Origin of the sequence: [Flexibacter] sp. ATCC 35103, assembly GCF_001975985.1 — a bacterium.
GTDB lineage: Bacteria > Bacteroidota > Bacteroidia > Flavobacteriales > Flavobacteriaceae > Flavobacterium.
In genome coordinates this window covers 142,312-161,741 of the sequence record NZ_MTQF01000003.1, presented here as the reverse complement: position 1 = coordinate 161,741, position 19,430 = coordinate 142,312, and the positions used below count along the sequence as shown (strand labels likewise).

Annotated in this window: 19 protein-coding genes; 6 read left to right on the top strand and 13 right to left on the bottom strand. The window is 33.4% G+C overall.

What is annotated here, in order from left to right:
* Nucleotides 1-73: 73 nt before the first annotated feature.
* The 7 genes from BXU01_RS04990 to BXU01_RS04960 form a co-directional block, all read right to left on the bottom strand.
* The gene (locus BXU01_RS04990) at nt 74-1,093 is read right to left on the bottom strand and encodes an HAD family phosphatase (protein WP_083691993.1); all 1,020 of its coding nucleotides are present in this window, start codon (nt 1,091-1,093) and stop codon (nt 74-76) included.
* A gap of 70 nt (nt 1,094-1,163) precedes the next feature.
* The gene (locus BXU01_RS04985) at nt 1,164-2,819 is read right to left on the bottom strand and encodes an arylsulfatase (RefSeq protein ID WP_083691992.1); all 1,656 of its coding nucleotides are present in this window, start codon (nt 2,817-2,819) and stop codon (nt 1,164-1,166) included.
* A 545-nt stretch (nt 2,820-3,364) separates the two neighbouring features.
* Nucleotides 3,365-4,795, bottom strand: coding sequence for a pyruvate kinase (gene pyk, locus BXU01_RS04980; RefSeq protein WP_055097614.1), 1,431 nt, complete (start codon nt 4,793-4,795; stop codon nt 3,365-3,367).
* A 5-nt stretch (nt 4,796-4,800) separates the two neighbouring features.
* Nucleotides 4,801-5,289, bottom strand: a complete 489-nt coding sequence (locus BXU01_RS04975; protein ID WP_056243964.1) for an IPExxxVDY family protein — start codon at nt 5,287-5,289, stop codon at nt 4,801-4,803.
* A gap of 125 nt (nt 5,290-5,414) precedes the next feature.
* A complete protein-coding gene (gene rnc / locus BXU01_RS04970; protein WP_083691991.1) occupies nt 5,415-6,155 on the bottom strand; it encodes a ribonuclease III in 741 nt (246 codons plus the stop codon).
* 9 nt (nt 6,156-6,164) lie between these two features.
* Nucleotides 6,165-7,418 carry a beta-ketoacyl-ACP synthase II gene (gene fabF, locus BXU01_RS04965; protein ID WP_083691990.1) on the bottom strand — a complete coding sequence of 418 codons (1,254 nt, stop codon included), beginning with the start codon at nt 7,416-7,418 and terminating at the stop codon, nt 6,165-6,167.
* A gap of 180 nt (nt 7,419-7,598) precedes the next feature.
* Nucleotides 7,599-7,835 (bottom strand): acyl carrier protein, encoded by a 237-nt coding sequence (locus tag BXU01_RS04960; protein WP_007137004.1) that lies wholly within the window; start codon nt 7,833-7,835, stop codon nt 7,599-7,601.
* 175 nt (nt 7,836-8,010) lie between these two features.
* Between BXU01_RS04960 and purN the strand changes: the two genes are divergently transcribed.
* On the top strand, nt 8,011-8,574 hold the full coding sequence (purN, locus tag BXU01_RS04955) for a phosphoribosylglycinamide formyltransferase (protein WP_083691989.1): 564 nt from the start codon (nt 8,011-8,013) through the stop codon (nt 8,572-8,574).
* 140 nt (nt 8,575-8,714) lie between these two features.
* Complete coding sequence (gene rnhA / locus BXU01_RS04950; protein WP_056243976.1) at nt 8,715-9,191, top strand: ribonuclease HI; 477 nt, start codon at nt 8,715-8,717, stop codon at nt 9,189-9,191.
* Nucleotides 9,192-9,246: 55 nt separating this feature from the next.
* Here rnhA and BXU01_RS04945 read toward each other — a convergent pair whose 3' ends face one another.
* Complete coding sequence (locus BXU01_RS04945; protein WP_083691988.1) at nt 9,247-9,594, bottom strand: DUF6249 domain-containing protein; 348 nt, start codon at nt 9,592-9,594, stop codon at nt 9,247-9,249.
* 283 nt (nt 9,595-9,877) lie between these two features.
* On the opposite strand from BXU01_RS04945, the gene BXU01_RS04940 reads away from it, so the two are divergent.
* Nucleotides 9,878-10,462 carry an RNA polymerase sigma factor gene (locus BXU01_RS04940; protein WP_083691987.1) on the top strand — a complete coding sequence of 195 codons (585 nt, stop codon included), beginning with the start codon at nt 9,878-9,880 and terminating at the stop codon, nt 10,460-10,462.
* Nucleotides 10,449-10,844, top strand: a complete 396-nt coding sequence (locus BXU01_RS04935) for a hypothetical protein (protein WP_083691986.1) — start codon at nt 10,449-10,451, stop codon at nt 10,842-10,844. The genes BXU01_RS04940 and BXU01_RS04935 overlap by 14 nt, the downstream gene beginning before the upstream one ends.
* Nucleotides 10,845-11,028: 184 nt before the next feature.
* On the opposite strand, the gene BXU01_RS04930 is transcribed toward BXU01_RS04935, so the two are convergent.
* Nucleotides 11,029-11,532 carry a hypothetical protein gene (locus tag BXU01_RS04930; protein WP_083691985.1) on the bottom strand — a complete coding sequence of 168 codons (504 nt, stop codon included), beginning with the start codon at nt 11,530-11,532 and terminating at the stop codon, nt 11,029-11,031.
* 326 nt (nt 11,533-11,858) lie between these two features.
* Between BXU01_RS04930 and BXU01_RS04925 the strand changes: the two genes are divergently transcribed.
* Both BXU01_RS04925 and BXU01_RS04920 read left to right on the top strand, forming a co-directional pair.
* Entirely contained in the window at nt 11,859-12,782 is a 924-nt protein-coding gene (locus BXU01_RS04925; protein WP_055097600.1) for a PfkB family carbohydrate kinase, read from the top strand.
* Between the two features lie 80 nt (nt 12,783-12,862).
* A complete protein-coding gene (locus BXU01_RS04920; protein ID WP_083691984.1) occupies nt 12,863-14,761 on the top strand; it encodes an amidophosphoribosyltransferase in 1,899 nt (632 codons plus the stop codon).
* Nucleotides 14,762-15,571: 810 nt separating this feature from the next.
* Here BXU01_RS04920 and BXU01_RS04915 read toward each other — a convergent pair.
* The 4 genes from BXU01_RS04915 to BXU01_RS04900 all read right to left on the bottom strand — a co-directional run bounded on the left by BXU01_RS04915 (nt 15,572) and on the right by BXU01_RS04900 (nt 19,206).
* Nucleotides 15,572-16,183 (bottom strand): superoxide dismutase, encoded by a 612-nt coding sequence (locus BXU01_RS04915; RefSeq protein ID WP_083691983.1) that lies wholly within the window; start codon nt 16,181-16,183, stop codon nt 15,572-15,574.
* A 139-nt stretch (nt 16,184-16,322) separates the two neighbouring features.
* The gene (pth, locus tag BXU01_RS04910) at nt 16,323-16,949 is read right to left on the bottom strand and encodes an aminoacyl-tRNA hydrolase (RefSeq protein ID WP_083691982.1); all 627 of its coding nucleotides are present in this window, start codon (nt 16,947-16,949) and stop codon (nt 16,323-16,325) included.
* 583 nt (nt 16,950-17,532) lie between these two features.
* Nucleotides 17,533-18,144, bottom strand: a complete 612-nt coding sequence (locus BXU01_RS04905; protein ID WP_055097594.1) for a 50S ribosomal protein L25/general stress protein Ctc — start codon at nt 18,142-18,144, stop codon at nt 17,533-17,535.
* A 120-nt stretch (nt 18,145-18,264) separates the two neighbouring features.
* Nucleotides 18,265-19,206, bottom strand: coding sequence for a ribose-phosphate pyrophosphokinase (locus BXU01_RS04900; RefSeq protein ID WP_055097593.1), 942 nt, complete (start codon nt 19,204-19,206; stop codon nt 18,265-18,267).
* Nucleotides 19,207-19,430: the final 224 nt, after the last annotated feature.

Genomic DNA, 19,430 nt, shown 5'->3' with positions numbered 1-19,430 from the left:
AATCATTTAAAATCAAAACGAAACAACCTTCAACCAGTAAAAGTTGTTTCATTTTAATCTAACTAAATTGAAATTATTTGTCTGGAAAAATCTTTTTCCAATCGTCTTTTATACTCACTACATGGTATTTATATTTTGCAGCAGTGTTTAGTGATAGATTATCTTTTTCCTGATAATTGTATTCTCTGATCGGGTCATTATGATTTACAATTAATTGAAAAGATGGATATTTACTGCCCTGAGAATATCTAAGCATAGCAAGATCTCCGGCTCCGCCTTCATTCCCACACGCAAAAACGGGACGCTGGCCTATATGCAGTTGTATTCCAACAGGTTTACCTTCTTTATCATTAAATAAATCTAAAGCAGGTTCTCTGAGTACGGCATTTTTAGTATCATCAAATTTATATTTGAAAGAAGTTCCCACGACTTGTTCTTTTGGAATTCCGTAGAAGTCAGCAGATATTGCTCTAACCAGTTCAATTGTTCCACCGGTTACAATAAAAGTTTTGAATCCGTTTGCACGTAAATAATTCAATAACTCTAATTGTGGCTGATATCTGATTTGTTTTACAGGAACATTTTTGCCCGGATATTGAGCAGTGGCAAAGAAGTCTTTTGCTGATGCTTCAAACTCATCTTCAGTCATACCGGTATGAGTAGCAGCAACTAATTCGATGAGGGCTTTATCTCCTCCTTTTTCAAAAAAAGTCTTGTCTTTTTCGACTACAGCTTTAAAAGGTTGTTTTTTTGCTAATTCAGGATTAGCTTCTACCATTTTCTTAACCCGGTAAAAAGCAAATAATTCCTGAACATATGGTTTTTCAGCCCAAAGTGTTCCGTCGTTATCAAAAGTGGCTATTCTGTTTTCAACGGGAATAAAATCTGGACTTCCTTCTTTTGTGACTTTGGTAACATAAGCAATGATATCTTTTTTTAGTGCTGTGTCATTCCAGCTTGGCAACGGATCACTGCTTGTTGCAACTGTTGCTGTACTGTCTTTAGGATCAGTAGTTATAGTAACATTATCCGATTTTTTGCAGGAAATCAACAAAAATAAAAATAGGGGTATTATATATATTTTTCTATACATGATGTTGATTTTTTAAATTAATAGAGCTTGAGGTATGGGAAGTTCAAGCTCTATTTATTATTAGATATTTTTATTTTTTCTTTGAAGCTCCCGACGCATTCATAGCTTTTTCTAGCTTAATTTGATCAAGCGTTTCTTCCATAATAGTTAATGGAGAAAAACTTGGCGGAATTGAACGAGGCGGATACTCTTTGAATGTTGCAGCAAATTTCATTACCTCTACATTCATTCCATACACTGATCCTACGTGATTGATAATCCAATCCCAATAAGTGTTAGAAGTAAAATCAGCTCTTTCATAAGGATCCTGGTATAAATTGAACATTTTTTGCAAACGAAGTTTTGTAAAAGGTTCTGCCCATAATCCCATTGTTCCAGCCATACGCTGTTCTGCAAAAACATATTTATAATCTCCCTGACGCATACCTACAAGTAATCCGTCATCATCTGAATAGAAAAATTCATTTCTGGCACTTTTTGGCGTTTTACCTTCTAAAAAAGCAGATTGATCATAACCGTCTAAATGTACTTTATAGGTATTTCCGTTTGCTTTATAGCCGGTCAACATTTTTTTAACAACATCAGGTTCTCCCGCGATTGAAACCAAAGTAGGAAACCAGTCGTTATGGCTCATCATTTCAGTAGTTACCTGACCTGGTTTAATTACACCTGGCCAGCGTACCATACAAGGAACTCTAAATGCTCCTTCCCAGTTTGTGTTTTTCTCTGAACGGAAAGAAGTCATTCCTCCATCAGGCCATGTATTCATGTGAGGACCGTTATCTGTGGAATAGACAACTAAAGTGTTATCTGCAATTCCTAAATCATCAAGGACTTTCAAAAGTTCACCAACAGTTAAGTCATGTTCAATCATACCGTCAATATATTCACTGTCTCCATGAGTATATTTACCACGATGTTCTGCTCTTACGTGAGTACGCAAGTGCATACGAGTACCGTTCCACCATACGAAAAAAGGTTTTCCTGCTGCATTTTGTCTCTTAATAAAATCGATAGCCGCAGCTACAGTTTCATCATCAATTGTTTCCATTCTCTTTTTTGTAAGAGCTCCGGTATCTTCAATTTTTTGTTTTCCAATTTTTCCAAAACGAGCATCGGTTACCGTTGGATCATCTACATTTGTAGCGGTACATTTTAATACTCCTCTTGGTCCGTATTGTTTTAGATAAGCGGGATCTTTAGGATAATCCGGCAGTTCCGGTTCTTCTTCTGCATTTAAGTGATAGAGATTTCCAAAAAATTCGTCAAATCCATTTACAGTTGGCAAACTTTCATTTCGATCTCCTAAATGGTTTTTACCAAATTGTGCGGTAGCATATCCTAGTTGTTTTAGTACTCCTGCAATTGTTGGGTCTAACTGGCTCATTCCCATTGGCGCACCCGGAAAACCAACTTTAGTTAATCCTGTACGAATTCCGTGTTGTCCGGTTATTAAAGCTGCACGCCCCGCTGTACAACTCTGTTCAGCATAATAATGTAAAAAACGTATTCCTTCATTGCCCACTCGATCAATATTTGGAGTCATGTATCCCATTAATCCATCACTGTAAGCACTAACATTTGTGGTTCCTATATCATCACCCCAAATTATCAAAATATTAGGTTGCTTTTTATTCTGAGCTTTCACTTGAATAGAGGTGAAGCATACTAATGCAAATAGCATTATAGCGGTTCCAAATTCACTTTTTATTTTACTTTGTTTCATGGTACTAAAATTTGTTAATAATTATTTTATTAATCAATCTAAGATATAAGGTAAATACTACTTTGTGTAATTTGCAGGAAGGTGGAGAATTTAGTTTGTTTCAGTTTTTTAATTTTAAAATAGGGGATAATTTGAAACAAGAATTTTCTTAAGTTTTATTTAACTTTCTCAAAATTAGCTAATAAAAAAACGAACAATAGCATTTATACGGTCTGACATTGTTTCATTTTATAAAATGAAACAATAAAAATGTTTTATTTTGCTCCGGAATGTTGCATTTTATAAAATGCACCACGCAAAAATCATTTAATTAGGAAGTTAGATTTTGTTTTTTATTTTTAAGAAATAAGAAGCGTAAGAAAAACACTTTAAGATATATTCATTTTTTTACTAAAACTTAAAAAAATGAATATCAATTTTTTACAAATTGTAAGGTTTTCAATTTGATAAAAGGTAATTTCAAGGTAAAATTTAAAGAATTACCTTAAAACAAAAAAAGCCATTCGATGCGTCGAATGGCTTTTTATATATAATTCTAAAAAAAATTATTCTATTTCAGAAACTCTCATGGTATTTACCATTCCTTTATCTTTAATAGGCATAGCTGCAAGGTTGATTAAATAATCTCCTTTTGCGGCATACCCTTTTTGAACTGCAATTTCGTTAACATCAGTTACAGTATCATCTGTACTTTCGTCTTTATCGTAGAAGTATGATTTTACTCCCCATAATAAATTCAATTGTGTTAAGATTCTTCTGTTTGAAGTAAATACCAAAATATGTGCTGATGGTCTCCAGGCTGAGATTTGAAAAGCTGTATACCCACTATTTGTTAAAGTACAAATTGCTTTAGCTTTGATTTCATTAGCTAATAAAGCTGCCTGATGACAAACAGTTTTAGTAACGAAACGTTTTGTTTTAATTTGTGGTGTATTTTGTGGAACCTGAATTAGCGGTGAATCCTCAACAGCCTCACAAATTTGAGTCATTTTTTGAATAACTTGTACAGGATAATTTCCTGTTGCAGTTTCTCCAGACAACATTACAGCATCAGCTCCATCCATTACAGAGTTTGCAACGTCGTTTACTTCAGCTCTTGTTGGTGTTAAACTTGTGATCATTGTCTCCATCATTTGTGTAGCAACGATAACAGGAATTCTTGCGATTTTAGCTCTGCGAATCAAATCTTTTTGAACCAATGGTACTTCGTGAGCAGGAAGTTCAACTCCTAAATCTCCACGTGCAACCATTAAAGCATCACAATATGCTACAATTTTATCCATATTCTCAAGAGCTTCCGGCATTTCAATTTTAGCAACAATTGGAATTTTATATTCAGAATGTTTTGCGATTAATTCTTGTAAATCTTGTAAATCGCGAGGTGTTTTTACAAACGAAAGTGCAATCCAGTCCACTTTTTGCTCAATAGCAAAAATAGCATCTGCAATATCTTTTTCAGTCAAAGCCGGTAAAGAAATTTTAGTGTTTGGAAGATTAACTCCTTTTTTAGATTTTAATTCTCCACCCTGAATTACTTTAGCAACAACTTCTGTTTTTTTATCTGTAGAAATAATTTCAAAAATCAATTTACCGTCATCAAGCAAAATGCGCTCTCCCGGATTAACATCATTTGGAAAATTTTGGTATTTCATGAACACTTTTTGAGCAGTTCCTAAAATATCTTCTGCAGTTGTAAAAGTGATTAAATCACCATCATGAACAACAGTTCCTTCTTCCATTACTCCAACTCTAAGTTTTGGACCTTGCAAATCTCCAAGGATTGCAGTAGTGTAACCAAACTCTTCGTTTAGACCTCTAATAATATTAATCTTCTCTTTTACTCCTTCGTAATCAGCGTGCGAAAAATTAACTCTAAAAACATTTACCCCTGCATCGATCATATCCTTAATGATCTCTCTTGTACCACATGCAGGACCAAGTGTAGCTACAATTTTGGTTTTTTTGTTTGTTAACATTTTTTTTAAAAAATTAGATTGTTTTTTGATTTTATTTTATCTGTATCTACAGCATAAATAGCCGCAATACTCTCTATGGTATTTAATTGTTGTTGAATTTCTGAAAAGTCAAGCGTCTCTTCGCTATTTTCTATTTTCAGGAAAAAATCTACTTTTTTGAATTCAGGAAGTAAATGAATTGTTGTTGAAACCTCACTTGTCTCATTGGAAAACAAATCTTGAGAATCATTTTTACTCACTGAAATGATCTCATTTTTATTCTGAATTAAATTCCATGAAACTGTTTTTTCAGCATCATAATAATAGAATCTCGAAAAATTTGCCTCGCCTTCTTTAGTTTGAGCATGGATCTCGTTTTTGCTCTTACTTAAGTTAATCGGAAGGGTTTTATTGATAAAATAAGCCAATCTGTAATCTTCTAATGAAGTATGGATTGCCATTAAATAATAATCAATTTCGTCAAATTCGTCTAAATCCAATCTATGAATAGCCATTTCATGAAAAATCAAGGTGTAAATATACTATTTCTAGCGGAGCTTAAATAGCGAAGATGTGGTTGTTTTTATTAATTTATAAACGAAAACGTTATAGCTTTAAGATAGTTACAGGAAACTTGTAGCTATTTCTTGTCTATTTTTTCCTGAAATGCAAAATAAGCTCTTTGTGAAGCTTTCTCTTCTGCCTTCTTCTTTGAAGTTGCTCGCGCTCTTGCGATTACTTTATCGTCTATACTTAATTTTACGCCAAATAAGCGCTGACCGTCAATACCATTATCTTCAAAAATGTCGTAATGAAAGACTCTCTTTTCTTTCTGACACCATTCGATAACTAAACTTTTATAGCTAATTACTTTACCTTCAAGTCGTGCAATATCGACATAAGGGGCTACAACTCTTTTTTGAATAAATTTTTCACAAAATGCATATCCTTTATCCAGATAAATTGCACCTATAAGTGATTCGAAAATATTACCATGAATATTTTCTCCAAAATGCTGAATGGGCACTTTGCTTTCTACAAAACGAACCAGGTTTAAATCTTTTCCTAATTCATTTAAATGTTCGCGACTCACAATTTTTGAGCGCATTTTTGTCAAATAACCTTCGTCGCCGTTTGGCGCTTTGTTAAATAAATGGGCTGCAATTACAGCACTTAACATAGCATCTCCTAAAAATTCAAGTCTTTCATAATTTATTGGATGTCCTGATTCGTCTAATTTATTCGAAGATCTATGCGTAAAAGCTTTCTTATAAAAATCGATTGTGGCAGGTTGAAAGCCAAGTATTTTCTGAATAGTGTCAAAAAAAATCCCGTCTTCTAGAGAACGGGATTTAGAAAATATTTTTTTGATAATATTCATATACAGAAATTAGTCAACTAATTTTTTAAACAATACGCATGCATTGTGTCCACCAAAACCAAAAGTGTTACTCATGGCAACATTTACTTCTCTTTTTTGAGGTTTGTTTAAGGTAAGATTCAATGACGGATCAATGTTTTCATCCACTACTGTATGATTAATAGTTGGAGGAACAATACTATGTTGCATTGCTAAAATGGAAGCAATTGCTTCAATAGCTCCGGCAGCACCAAGTAAGTGTCCGGTCATTGATTTAGTAGAGTTTATATTGATTGTTTTTGCATGATCGCCAAAAACAGCACTAATTGCTTTTAATTCGGCAACATCTCCTAATGGAGTAGAAGTTCCGTGAGTGTTGATATGATCCACATCTTCAGGAGTCATTCCTGCATCTCTTAATGTGTTTTTCATTACAGCAATAACGCCAATTCCTTCCGGATGTGGTGCCGTTAAGTGGTAAGCATCAGATGACATTCCGCCACCACCAACTTCGCAATAAATTTTTGCGCCTCTGGCTTTAGCATGTTCATATTCTTCAAGAACTAAAGCTCCTGCTCCTTCACCTAATACAAAACCATCTCTGGTTGCATCAAAAGGTCTTGAAGCTGTTTCAGGACTTTCATTTCTTGTTGATAAGGCGTGCATAGAATTAAAACCTCCCATACCTGCAATTGTAATCGCAGCCTCAGATCCACCTGATACAATAACATCACACATTCCTAAACGGATGTAGTTAAAAGCATCAATTAATGCATTTGCAGAAGATGCACATGCAGAAACAGTAGTATAATTTGGTCCCATATAACCATTACGCATAGAAATGTGCGCAGGAGCAATATCGGCAATCATTTTAGGAATAAAAAACGGATTGAATTTTGGCGTTCCGTCTCCTTTGGCATAATAAATAACTTCTTCCTGAAAAGTTTCTAATCCTCCAATTCCTGCTCCCCAGATAACACCAACTCTTGTTTTGTCGATATTGTCATTTGTAAGTCCGGCATCTTTAATAGCCTCATCACTTGCAGCAACAGCATATTGAGCGAATTTATCTAATCTTCGAGATTCCTTGCGATCCATGTAATCTTCAATATTGAAGTTTTTTACTTCACAGGCAAATTTCGTTTTATGCTTCTCTGTATCATAATACGTGATAGGAGCGGCTCCGCTAACCCCATTCACAAGTGCCTCCCAGTAATCCTGGATATTATTCCCGATCGGAGTAAGAGCACCTAATCCTGTTACAACAACTCGCTTTAACGTCATAAATATGTGTTTTGTACTTTAAACAAATAAAACCCACGCTTTCTTAATTGTATTGTTTACTTAAGAGCCATGGGCATTACAATATAAATATATCTTTTTGATTGAAAACCAATCGAAATTTAAATTTTAAAAAAATAATAACACCCGACTTATAGAATATAAAAATCGGGTGCAGTATTATTATTTTTTAGCTTCCTCGATATAAGAAATAGCTTGACCAACAGTAGCAATGTTTTCTGCTTGATCGTCTGGAATTTGAATATCAAATTCTTTTTCGAATTCCATAATAAGCTCAACAGTGTCTAATGAGTCAGCTCCTAAATCATTAGTGAAGCTTGCTTCTGTTACAACTTCGTTTTCGTCAACACCTAATTTGTCTACGATAATCGCTTTTACTCTTGATGCAATGTCTGACATAATCTTTAATTTTAGAATTTAATTTGTTGGCAAAAATAAAAAACTTTATTTTAAAACCACGATTTAGTTTATAAATGTAACACTAATTTATAAAATTAATTTCAAGAAAGACTTTTTAATACTATTTATTTTCGATTATTATTCCGTTTTTTGCATTCTCAAATTACATTCTATTATGAAAAAAATTATTGTTTTTGCCTCAGGTTCAGGGACTAATGCTGAAAACATCATTAAATATTTTGCTAAAACTAAAATTGCAAAAGTCGTTTCTGTTTTTACGAATAATGCTTCGGCGAAAGTTATCGAAAGAGCAAAAAATCATCAAATTCCGACCGAAATCTTCTCAAAAAGCGAATTATTAGAAAGTAACCTCTTACAAAAGATACAAGAAATCGACCCGGATATGATAGTTCTTGCAGGTTTTTTATTGAAATTTCCGGACCATATAATCGAAAAATATCCCAACAAAATAATCAACATACATCCCGCTCTTTTGCCTAACTATGGAGGAAAGGGAATGTACGGAATGCACATACACAGAGCTATAATTAATAATAAGGAGAAAGAAACCGGAATTTCTATTCATTATGTAAATGAACATTATGATGAAGGAGGTATTATTTTTCAAAAAAATGTAGCCTTGACAGATGAAGATACTCCGGAAACAGTAGCAGAAAAGATTCATGAACTGGAACAAAAGTATTTTCCGGAAATTATTTCGAGACTATTAGAGGATTAGACTTTAAATTTCTTAGACATAAGACTTCTTAAATTTTTATTATTTGAAATTAAAATCTAAGAAGTCTGGAATATAAAATCTAGGAGATCCAAAAACAAAAATCTAAGAAGTCTAACAATCTAAAATCTAAGAAGTCTAAAATGAATCACGAAGTACATATATATACTGATGGCGCTGCGAAAGGAAATCCGGGAAACGGGGGTTATGGAGTAGTAATGGAATTGGTTGGGACACCACATAAAAAGGAATTCTATGAGGGTTTCAGGCTCACGACTAATAACAGGATGGAACTTTTGGCTGTAATTGTAGGTCTGGAAAAACTAAAAAATCCAAACATGAAGGTTTTAGTGGTTTCTGATTCTAAATACGTAATTGATTCTGTTGTCAAAAAATGGGTTTTTGGCTGGGAGAAAAAAAATTATACCGGCAAAAAAAATCCAGATCTCTGGAAGCGTTTCTTAATTATTTACCGCAAACACCAAGTCGATTTTAAATGGATAAAAGGGCATAACAACCATCCTCAAAATGAACGTTGCGATGAATTAGCTGTTATGGCATCAATGCAAAAAAATCTTTCGGTAGATGTTTACTATGAAACCATAGGATCTAAATCATAAAAAAATGCGTCAGGAACAATCGCTCCTGACGCATTTTTAATATTCTTAAAATAATTTACTCTTTATCTAAGTCTTTAGCTTTGTTAAACCCTGCAAGTAAACCAACTCCAGCCATAATAAAAATAATAGACGGATAAACCGCAGAATCAGCAAGCGAAGTGTAAGTCGTGATTAGCAACGCGACAAAAATCCCTATTCCGCTCCCTATTAATAAAAAAGCCAGATTGACAACAAACACTTTCCATAATGGAACACCTTTTCCGTGTCCTTTTAAAAAGATACTGGCATCAACACCTTTTTCTATAAGTGCTAAACGTTCTCTGTTTCTTGTTGAGTAAATAAGATAAACAATCCCGAAGATCATTAAAAAAAGACTAATTGGTATTAAAATTTCTGGTCCCATAATTTTTATGTTTTTATAATTGATTGATACCCATATGACGACATGTTTTAAATTGAGGTTACAACTATTTGAAAATAAATTCTAAATTTTTAAATCATTTCGAAGTCCCGGGACTAAAACTTGCTGATTATGAGTTAATTTTGAGTCTGTAATTATTTTTTAAAAATGCTAAATCTTTCTCAAAGTTCTATGCATATATTATAGACTAAAAGTTGAAATTTAAAAAAAAATAAAATTTCACTTTTTTTGTAACCTAATTAAAAGAACTATCGTCCTATATAATATGAGCACAACAAGCGATCAACATTATATCGATAAAATTATACAGGGCGAGACTAATTCTTTTGCCGTGTTGGTAGATCGTTATAAGGATATGATTTTTACATTGGCTCTTAAAATGATCAAAAACAGAGAAGAAGCTGAGGAAGTTGCGCAAGACACCTTTATTAAAGTATATAGTTCTCTGGCAAAGTTTAAAGGAGATTCTAAATTCTCGACCTGGATTTATAAAATTGCTTATAATACGTGTTTAGATCGTTTGAAAAAAAATAAAAAAGAAGACAACAATATCTCCATCGATGAATTTTCGGCTCATTTAATAAAAACGATGGATAATGCCTTGAGCGCTTTAGAGGATAAGGAACGAAAGCAAACGATTCAAAATTGTTTGAATTTATTACCAAGTGAAGAAAATTTCTTGCTAACTTTATTTTATTTTGAAGATCAGAGTTTAGAAGAAATAGCGAAAATCATGAGCATTAATGCTAATAATGTGAAGGTAAAATTATTTAGAAGCCGACAGAAATTAGCCGTAATTTTGAAAAAGCAATTAGAACCAGAAATAATAGAATGTTATGAAAGAAAATGATAAAGAAATAGAAAATCTGATTGAAAAAATGATGCGCGAAAACACTTTGGAATCGCCATCTTTTGACTTTACTTCAAAGATAATGTCTCAGGTTTTAGTGGCTGAACAAAGCAAAATCAAAGCTTACAAACCGTTGATTTCTAACTCGACCTGGATATTTATTGGCATCAGTTTAATTGCTTTGACCTTTTATGCTGTTTATTCAAATAATAATACTTCTAATTTTGAAATAGCCAAAACATATTCTGATAAAGTATCTGCCTTATTTTCAGGAATTCATTTTTCTAAAAACATACTGTATTCTCTTTTAATAGTTCCTTTTATGATATTAGTTCAGATTGGGGTTTTGAAGAATTATTTTGATAAGAAGTATGAATTGTAGAATTTATTTTGAATAATTATGATTGAAAAGAAAAACAATCCGAATAACAGCAAATTATCTAAAAAAGATTTCCTGAAATGGATAAAAACGGCTGAAAAATCTCCAACGATGTCTTTAGAAAAGTTTAATGAAAAATGGGAGGAAAAAAAGCGGGAAATTTTAAAAACCTAATAGTTGTAGGTTGTTATCTGAATGAATCTTCTCTCTTTCTTAAGTAATCTATTCCCTGATAACAATCTCTGCTTATGTCATATTTGTTTTTATACATAAGATAAGTAACCGTAAGATATTCTCCTTCTTCAGATTTCATAGTTGATTTGTTAAGTTGTAAAACTCCTTTTTTACCTGACGGCTTAGAATACTTTTTAAAAAATTGATCAAATCCTAAATCTGAATATTCTTTTTCTATTTTTTGATTTAATGTAAACCTTTTTGGATATCTTGGGTTTTTAAATAGTTTTTTATCCAAAACAAAACCATCATTTAAAACGGCACTTAAAAACTCTTTGAAGGACTTGAATTTTCCAGAATAATCTTCTTTATAAAACAAAAATAGCGCATCACCATTTGTCAAAACAATTTCATCACGATTTACACCAAAATATAAATCCGTAAATGATGCTGGTGGAGGTGGCAATCTAACAATTTCATTTTTAACTTCTCCTCGATCTGCCAACTTCTCAATCATTTCTTCAGAAAAATTGGGTTCTTTTCTTTCACAGGAAATCTAGAAACAAAGGAATATTAATAAGATTAGAATTTTCTTCATAAATAAGATTTGATCTTTAAACAAATCTAACTAAAATCTTCAACGCTTTTTTCAAAAATAACTCTTGCGATTTAAAACCAAAAAACATATTTTAAGCACTCGTAACAATCAAATACAATTCATTCATTTACAATAGTTTTAGCCCCGCAAACGATATTGTTTTTTTATGAAAATTTTGAGAACCTAAACCGTTGCAATATTGTAACTTATGAAGTATCTTTGCACCCTAATTCGAAATTCATAAAATGAATAAATTATTGATTGTTGGAACGGTTGCTTTCGATGCTATCGAAACTCCTTTCGGAAAAACAGATAAAATATTAGGTGGTGCTGCAACGTACATCGGTTTATCAGCATCATTTTTTAACTTACAATCGGCCATTGTTTCTGTAGTTGGCGACGATTTCCCTCAAGAACATTTAGATCTTTTAACTTCAAGAAATATTGATATCTCTGGTATCGAAATTGTAAAAGGCGGAAAAACCTTTTTCTGGAGCGGTTTATATCACAACGATTTAAACTCAAGAGACACTCTTGTAACTGAATTAAACGTTTTGGCTGATTTTCAACCAAAAGTTCCTCAGAACTATAAAGATGCTGATGTTGTGATGTTAGGAAACTTACATCCTTTAGTACAAAGCAGCGTTTTAGACCAAATGGAGAAAAAACCAAAATTAGTAGTTTTAGATACTATGAACTTTTGGATGGATTGCGCTCTTCCTGAATTATTAGATGTAATCAAACGTGTAGACGTTATAACAATCAATGATGAAGAAGCAAGACAGCTTTCAGGAGAATATTCATTAGTAAAAGCGGCAAACAAAATCCAGGAATTGGGACCAAAATATGTGGTGATCAAAAAAGGAGAACACGGAGCACTTTTATTCCATAACAGAGAAGTATTCTTTGCGCCGGCTTTACCATTAGAAGATGTTTTTGATCCAACAGGAGCAGGAGACACTTTTGCAGGTGGTTTTTCAGGATTCATTGCACAGAGTGAAAACATTTCTTTTGGCAATATGAAAAATGCAATTATATACGGATCTAATTTAGCTTCATTTTGTGTAGAGAAATTTGGAACCGAAAGGATGGAAACATTAAGCAAAGCAGAAGTAGCGATTCGATTACAACAGTTTAAGTCGTTAACTCAGTTTGACATAGAAATATAATGCCTTGAAGCCTCGATAAAACGGGGCTTTTTTATTACGTTATTACGCACAACTTACAACAACACAAAATACAAAAAACAATGAGCGACGCTTTAAAACACGAATGTGGTATAGCCTTAGTTAGACTTCTTAAACCGCTTGAATATTACAAAGAAAAATACGGAACTGCTTTTTACGGGATACAAAAAATGTATCTAATGATGGAGAAGCAGCATAACCGTGGCCAGGATGGTGCAGGTTTTGCAAGCATCAAATTAGATGTTGAACCTGGACAGCGCTACATTAGCAGAGTTCGTTCGAATCATGCCCAGCCTATACAAGATGTTTTTAAGCAAATCAACGATCGTATCAATGAAGAATTGACTGCGAAACCTGAAATCGCTGACGACATAAACAAAATCAAAGCTGAAATTCCGTACGTTGGTGAATTATTTTTAGGCCACGTACGTTATGGAACTTTCGGAAAAAACAGCATAGAAAGCGTACATCCATTTTTGCGTCAGAGTAACTGGATGCATCGTAATCTAATTTTGGCTGGTAACTTTAATATGACGAATGTTAAAGAACTTTTTGAAAATTTAGTAGAACTTGGGCAGCATCCAAAAGAAATGGCGGATACTGTTACAGTTATGGAAAAAATAGGGCATTTTCTTGACAAAGAAGTAATGCAGCTTTATCAAGACTGTAAAGCCGAAGGTTACTCTAAAAGAGAAGCTTCTCCGGTAATTGCAGATCGATTAGATATTGCTAAAATACTAGGACGTTCTGCTAAAAATTTAGACGGAGGTTACGCAATGGCCGGATTACTGGGTCACGGTGATGCTTTTGTTTTTAGAGATCCTGCAGGAATTCGTCCGGCTTACTTTTATCAGGATGATGAAGTAGTTGTTGTAGCTTCTGAAAGACCGGTTATTCAAACCGTATTTAATGTGCCTTTTGAAAGTGTTCAGGAAATTGAGCCGGGAAATGCTTTGATTATTAAGAAAAGCGGAAAAGTTTCTATGGAACAAATTTTAGAACCAACAGTTAAAAAAGCATGTTCTTTTGAAAGAATTTATTTTTCAAGAGGAAGTGACGCTGAAATCTACCAGGAACGTAAAAATTTAGGAAAATTAATTTTACCGGCTGTTTTAGAATCAATTGACAGCGATACAGACAATACTGTTTTTTCTTATATCCCGAATACTGCAGAAACTTCATTTTATGGTTTAGTCGAAGCAGCTCAGGATTTTTTAAATCAAAGAAAAAACAATTATATTTTAGCCAACAGAAATACACTTACTGCTGAAACTTTACAGGAATTATTAGCTGTAAAAATACGTACAGAAAAAGTTGCTATTAAAGATGCTAAACTTAGAACCTTTATTACAGAAGATAGCAGTCGTGATGATTTAGTAGCGCACGTTTATGATGTGACTTACGGAGTGATTAAACCAACTGACAATCTTGTTATTATCGACGACAGTATCGTTCGTGGTACAACGCTTAAAATGAGTATCATTAAAATGATGGATCGTTTAAATCCTAAGCGTATTGTAATTGTTTCATCAGCTCCACAAATTCGTTACCCTGATTGTTACGGAATTGACATGGCTAAACTTGAAGGTCTTGTTGCTTTTAGAGCAGCATTAGCTTTATTAAAAGAAAGAAACTTATATCATATCGTAGATGAAGTTTATGCAAAATGTAAAGCACAGGAAAACTATGTTGATAGTGATGTTGTGAATTATGTAACTGCAATTTACGATCAGTTTACTCCGGAAGAAGTTTCAGATAAAATTGCTGAAATGTTGAGTTCTCCGGAAATCAATGCTGAAGTAAAAATTATTTTCCAAAAGGTAGAAGATTTGCATATTGCATGTCCGAAAAATCTTGGAGACTGGTACTTTACAGGTGACTATCCTACACCGGGAGGAAATCGTGTTGTAAACAGGGCTTTTATGAATTTTTATGAAGGAAAAGACGCGAGAGCGTATTAATAAAATACTAACAAAAGGTTAATTTGTGCATTTCATCGGTTTTTTTTACCGTTCGTCCTATATGTTTGGTAAAAATGAAAAGCTACAATACTTTTGAGATACCATAACATTAGTAGGTTAAGTTTATGGTAGATTTGGGGCAAAAAGGGTGGAAGCAATTCCACCTTTTTTATTGGAATAAAGTCAGATATTTTATAAAGTAATAGACTACAGTTACTTAATCGGATTTATTTGCCATTCGTCTATAAAATTTTTTTCATAAAAATAGCTATCATACATTTACAAAACCATAACATTAGTAGGTTAAGTTTATGGTAGATTTGGGGCAAAAAAGGTGGAAGAGATTCCGCCTTTTTTATTTTTATCTTTTTAAGAAAAATAGATTATAGAACACAGAATATAGACGATACTCTCTTTATTCATTAATCTTTATTCATTAATCTTTATTCTATCCTCTTTACTCTATTTCTCTATCTTTCTTTTACTTAATCGGATATATTTACCATTCGTCTAAAAAGTTTTTTTCATATAAATAGCTGTCATACATTTACTAAACCATAACATTAGTAGGTTAAGTCTATGGTAGATTTGGGGCAAAAAGGGTGGAAGAGATTCCACCTTTTTTATTTTCTTTTTTAGAGAAAAGAAGATAGGGAAAAGAGAAAAGAATATAGAGAATAGAGGGAAGATTGCTGGAGAAGGAGGATAGAACAGAGAATATAGAATAAAGACTTTGGATATAGACATAAAAAAAGACGAATAACCGTTAGGCTATTCGTCTTTTCTCTTTATTCTTTACTCTATTTTCGACTATTTGTCTAAAGCAAATCTTCTTGCAACTTCTGTCCAGTTAATTACACTAAAGAAAGCTTCAATGTAATCTGGTCTTCTGTTTTGATAGTTTAAGTAGTAAGCATGCTCCCAAACATCCATTCCTAAGATTGGAGTTCCACCGTTACCAGCAACTTCTGGCATTAATGGGTTGTCTTGATTTGGAGTACCAACAACTTCTAACTTTCCTCCTTTTTTTACTGTTAGCCAAGCCCATCCTGAACCAAATTGTGTTGCTCCGGCTTTAGCAAATTTTGCTTTAAACTCTTCAAAAGTTCCAAAAGAATCCTCAATTGCAGCTAATAAATCACCTGTTGGTAATCCGCCACCGTTTGGAGACATTACAGTCCAGAATAAATTGTGGTTGTAGAAACCTCCACCATTGTTACGAACTGCAGCGTTTGATTTATCTAGGTTGATTAGAATATTTTCGATTGTTTTTCCCTCTAAATCCGTTCCTGCAATTGCAGCATTTAGATTTGTTGTATACGCATTATGATGTTTTGAATGGTGAATTTCCATTGTACGAGCATCAATATGTGGTTCTAGTGCATCATATGCATAAGGTAATTGTGGTAATTCAAAAGCCATGATATTTATGATTTTATGATTTATAATAATTTATCCCAAATTTAGACATTTAACTTTGGAATAGAAAATACTATTTCGTTATAATTCAATTTAATTAACTGATAATTCGATTTTTTAAGAGTTAAATACTTGTAAATCTTTATTTTCCGTTAAAAGTTGTCATCGTATTTTCTAATCCGGCAGTTCCAAAAGATTTAATAATTTCTGAAGCAACTTCTAAACGTTCCGGTAATTTTGCCTTTTCTTCTTCGTCCCAATCTCCTAAAACATAATCAATTTGCTGTCCTTTTTTGAACTGATCGCTTATACCAAATCTAAAACGTGTGTATTGTTGTGTATTCAAAACCAGATTGATATTCTTCAACCCGTTATGACCTCCGTCACTTCCTTTTGGTTTGATACGGATGGTTCCGAATGACAGATTTAGATCATCTGTAATGATTAAAATATTCTCTAACGGAATATTTTCTTTATCCATCCAGTATTTTACAGCCTTACCGCTTAAATTCATGTAAGTGTTTGGCTTAAGCAGAAAAAAGGTTCTGCCTTTGAATTTATATTCGGCCAAAGCGCCCAGTTTTGCAGTTTCGAAAGAAAGGCTTTCTTTTCTGGCTAAAAAATCCAGGACTTTGAATCCTATATTATGTCGTGTATTTACGTATTCGGCGCCAATATTACCAAGTCCTACGATTAAATATTTTTTCATATCGTCTATGTTCTCTTCTTTTTGTGTTGATGAAAACAGTTTTGTTATCCATTTTATCATGATACAAAAATAAGGTTAATTAGATAATGTGGCAATTAGATAATTAGATAATTTTGGTTTGCGCTCGGGTTTAACTGCAAATAATGGGACGCGGATGACGCGGATTTGAATGGATTTACGCGAATTATTTGTTTTTTGCAATCTTTATCTTAATCACATTTTTTGTCATCCTGAGCGAAGTCGAAGGACCGCACAGTAATTGACTTTCTACTGTCTAGTTTCTTGCGGAACTTCGACTTCGCTCAGTCTGACAAACAGGTATTATTCTTAGTAACTCAGTAACTTAGCAACTTAGAGACTTCTAAAGCAAAACCTCTGGCTAGCCCTGACAGAAGCGGTATCCTTTTTCCTGCTCCTTTAGGAGGAAAAAGATATAGCGGATGGCAGGAACGTCACCTCTTGAAAAAAAACCGAAGATTTCTGCTTCCAAAAAAACTAATTGAAAAGTTCGCAATGGACTTCGACTTCGCTCTGTCTAACATACGAAACTTAGTAACTTAGAATCTCAGCGACTCAGAACCTTTAAAACAAAAAAAAAGCACCAATCTTTCGATTGATGCTTTTGTATTGAATTTGAAAAAAATTATTTTTTCTTTCCTTTTGCAGGAGCTTTTGCAGCTTTTGCAGCTTCTTGAGCAGCTTTCATAGCAGCACGAGAAATTCTTACCTGAGCAACAACAGTGTTCTCTGGGTGCATAACTTTGTATTCTGGTTTTCCAACTTTAGTAACGTATAATTTGTTACCCATTTCAAGTGGAGTAATGTCAGCTTCAACAAAATCAGGAAGATCTTTAGGTAAAGCTTTAACTTTTAATTTACGAGTGTTCAAACGTAAAACACCACCTGCAAGAACACCTTTAGATGTACCTACAACTTTTACAGGAACTTCCATAGTGATTTCTTTATCATCAAATAATTGAAAGAAGTCAATGTGTAAGATTTTGTCAGATACCGGGTGAACCTGGATATCTTGTAAAATTGCATTAAATGATTTTCCTTTTCCAAGCTCAATCACAACTGTGTGTGCGTTTGGAGTGTAAACCAAGTTTTTGAACGCTGCAGCGTCTGCTGAGAAGTGTACTGCTTGATTTCCTCCGTATAACACGCAAGGAACCGCTCCAGCATTACGTAAGGCTTTAGTTGACACTTTGCCCACGCTTTCTCTTTCTGATCCTTTAATTGTAATCGATTTCATTGTAAAAAAATATAGTTATTAATAAATATTCTAATTTGCTATAAGCTTTAGGCCATAGGCTTTAAGCTTTTTTTTTGTAATCGTAATAGCTTACGGCTTAAAGCCTAAAGCGTATTACTTTTACATTATAAATTTTCCACTGATGGAATTGTTGTGGTGCACCATGTGCATAACTTCAGCAAAAAGAGGTGCACAACTCACTACTCTGATTTTCTTTGATTCTTTCTTTAATGGGATAGAATCGGTAACTATTAACTCGCTTAATTTTGAGTTTTCAATTTTTTCGTAAGCGTCACCTGATAAAATGGCGTGTGTACAAATTGCTCTAACGCTTAATGCTCCTTTTTCGATCATTAAATCTGCTGCTTTCGCTAATGTACCACCAGTATCGATCATGTCGTCTACTAATATTACGTTACGTCCTTTTACTTCACCAATTAGTTCCATAGTGTCGATAACGTTGGCTGCTTTTCTTTGTTTGTAACAGATTACTACATCTGATTCTAAAAACTTAGAGTAAGCATATGCTCTTTTTGAACCTCCCATATCCGGAGATGCAATGGTTAGATTGTCTAACTTTAAACTTTCTACGTATGGTAAAAAGATTGTAGATGCAAATAAATGATCTACTGGTTTTTCGAAAAACCCCTGAATTTGATCTGCGTGCAAATCCATTGTCATAACTCTTGTCGCTCCGGCAGCATCTAATAAATTAGCTACTAATTTTGCTCCAATCGGAACTCTTGGTTTATCTTTTCTATCTTGTCTTGCCCAACCAAAATAAGGCATAACAGCTGTAATGTGTCTTGCAGATGCGCGTTTTGCTGCATCAATCATCAGTAACAATTCCATCAAATTATCAGCAGTTGGAAAAGTTGAACACACGATAAAAACGCGTAATCCTCTGATTGACTCTTCGTAAGATGGTTGAAATTCTCCATCACTATACGTTGACATCGTTACTTTACCTAGCGGAATTCCGTATTGCTCAGCAATTTTTTCCGCAAGATAAACACTTTTTGAACAAGCAAATATTTTAGCTTCTGGTTCTAGGTGCGACATTATAATTTGTTGTTTTGTAGTTAGTTGTGTGTGCTTCGTTTTAACGAGGTGCAAATTTAGAAAATTTATTGGACACTGAAAGGAAAAATTTAAGTATTTTTAGTAGAACATTTAATTTTATTTTTTACATTTGCACCGTGTTAAAGGAATAAGCACAGTTATGACATCATAATTAACTTGTTCTATTGCGTTAAAATAACTGATTCATTAGTTGTTTTTTCGTC

Coding starts and splice junctions, on each gene's coding strand:
- BXU01_RS04990 (WP_083691993.1), bottom strand. CDS start 1,093: ATGTATAGAAAAATATATATAATACCCCTATTTTTATTTTTGTTGATT.
- BXU01_RS04985 (WP_083691992.1), bottom strand. CDS start 2,819: ATGAAACAAAGTAAAATAAAAAGTGAATTTGGAACCGCTATAATGCTA.
- pyk (WP_055097614.1), bottom strand. CDS start 4,795: ATGTTAACAAACAAAAAAACCAAAATTGTAGCTACACTTGGTCCTGCA.
- BXU01_RS04975 (WP_056243964.1), bottom strand. CDS start 5,289: ATGGCTATTCATAGATTGGATTTAGACGAATTTGACGAAATTGATTAT.
- rnc (WP_083691991.1), bottom strand. CDS start 6,155: ATGAATATTATCAAAAAAATATTTTCTAAATCCCGTTCTCTAGAAGAC.
- fabF (WP_083691990.1), bottom strand. CDS start 7,418: ATGACGTTAAAGCGAGTTGTTGTAACAGGATTAGGTGCTCTTACTCCG.
- BXU01_RS04960 (WP_007137004.1), bottom strand. CDS start 7,835: ATGTCAGACATTGCATCAAGAGTAAAAGCGATTATCGTAGACAAATTA.
- purN (WP_083691989.1), top strand. CDS start 8,011: ATGAAAAAAATTATTGTTTTTGCCTCAGGTTCAGGGACTAATGCTGAA.
- rnhA (WP_056243976.1), top strand. CDS start 8,715: ATGAATCACGAAGTACATATATATACTGATGGCGCTGCGAAAGGAAAT.
- BXU01_RS04945 (WP_083691988.1), bottom strand. CDS start 9,594: ATGGGACCAGAAATTTTAATACCAATTAGTCTTTTTTTAATGATCTTC.
- BXU01_RS04940 (WP_083691987.1), top strand. CDS start 9,878: ATGAGCACAACAAGCGATCAACATTATATCGATAAAATTATACAGGGC.
- BXU01_RS04935 (WP_083691986.1), top strand. CDS start 10,449: ATGAAAGAAAATGATAAAGAAATAGAAAATCTGATTGAAAAAATGATG.
- BXU01_RS04930 (WP_083691985.1), bottom strand. CDS start 11,532: ATGATTGAGAAGTTGGCAGATCGAGGAGAAGTTAAAAATGAAATTGTT.
- BXU01_RS04925 (WP_055097600.1), top strand. CDS start 11,859: ATGAATAAATTATTGATTGTTGGAACGGTTGCTTTCGATGCTATCGAA.
- BXU01_RS04920 (WP_083691984.1), top strand. CDS start 12,863: ATGAGCGACGCTTTAAAACACGAATGTGGTATAGCCTTAGTTAGACTT.
- BXU01_RS04915 (WP_083691983.1), bottom strand. CDS start 16,183: ATGGCTTTTGAATTACCACAATTACCTTATGCATATGATGCACTAGAA.
- pth (WP_083691982.1), bottom strand. CDS start 16,949: ATGATAAAATGGATAACAAAACTGTTTTCATCAACACAAAAAGAAGAG.
- BXU01_RS04905 (WP_055097594.1), bottom strand. CDS start 18,144: ATGAAATCGATTACAATTAAAGGATCAGAAAGAGAAAGCGTGGGCAAA.
- BXU01_RS04900 (WP_055097593.1), bottom strand. CDS start 19,206: ATGTCGCACCTAGAACCAGAAGCTAAAATATTTGCTTGTTCAAAAAGT.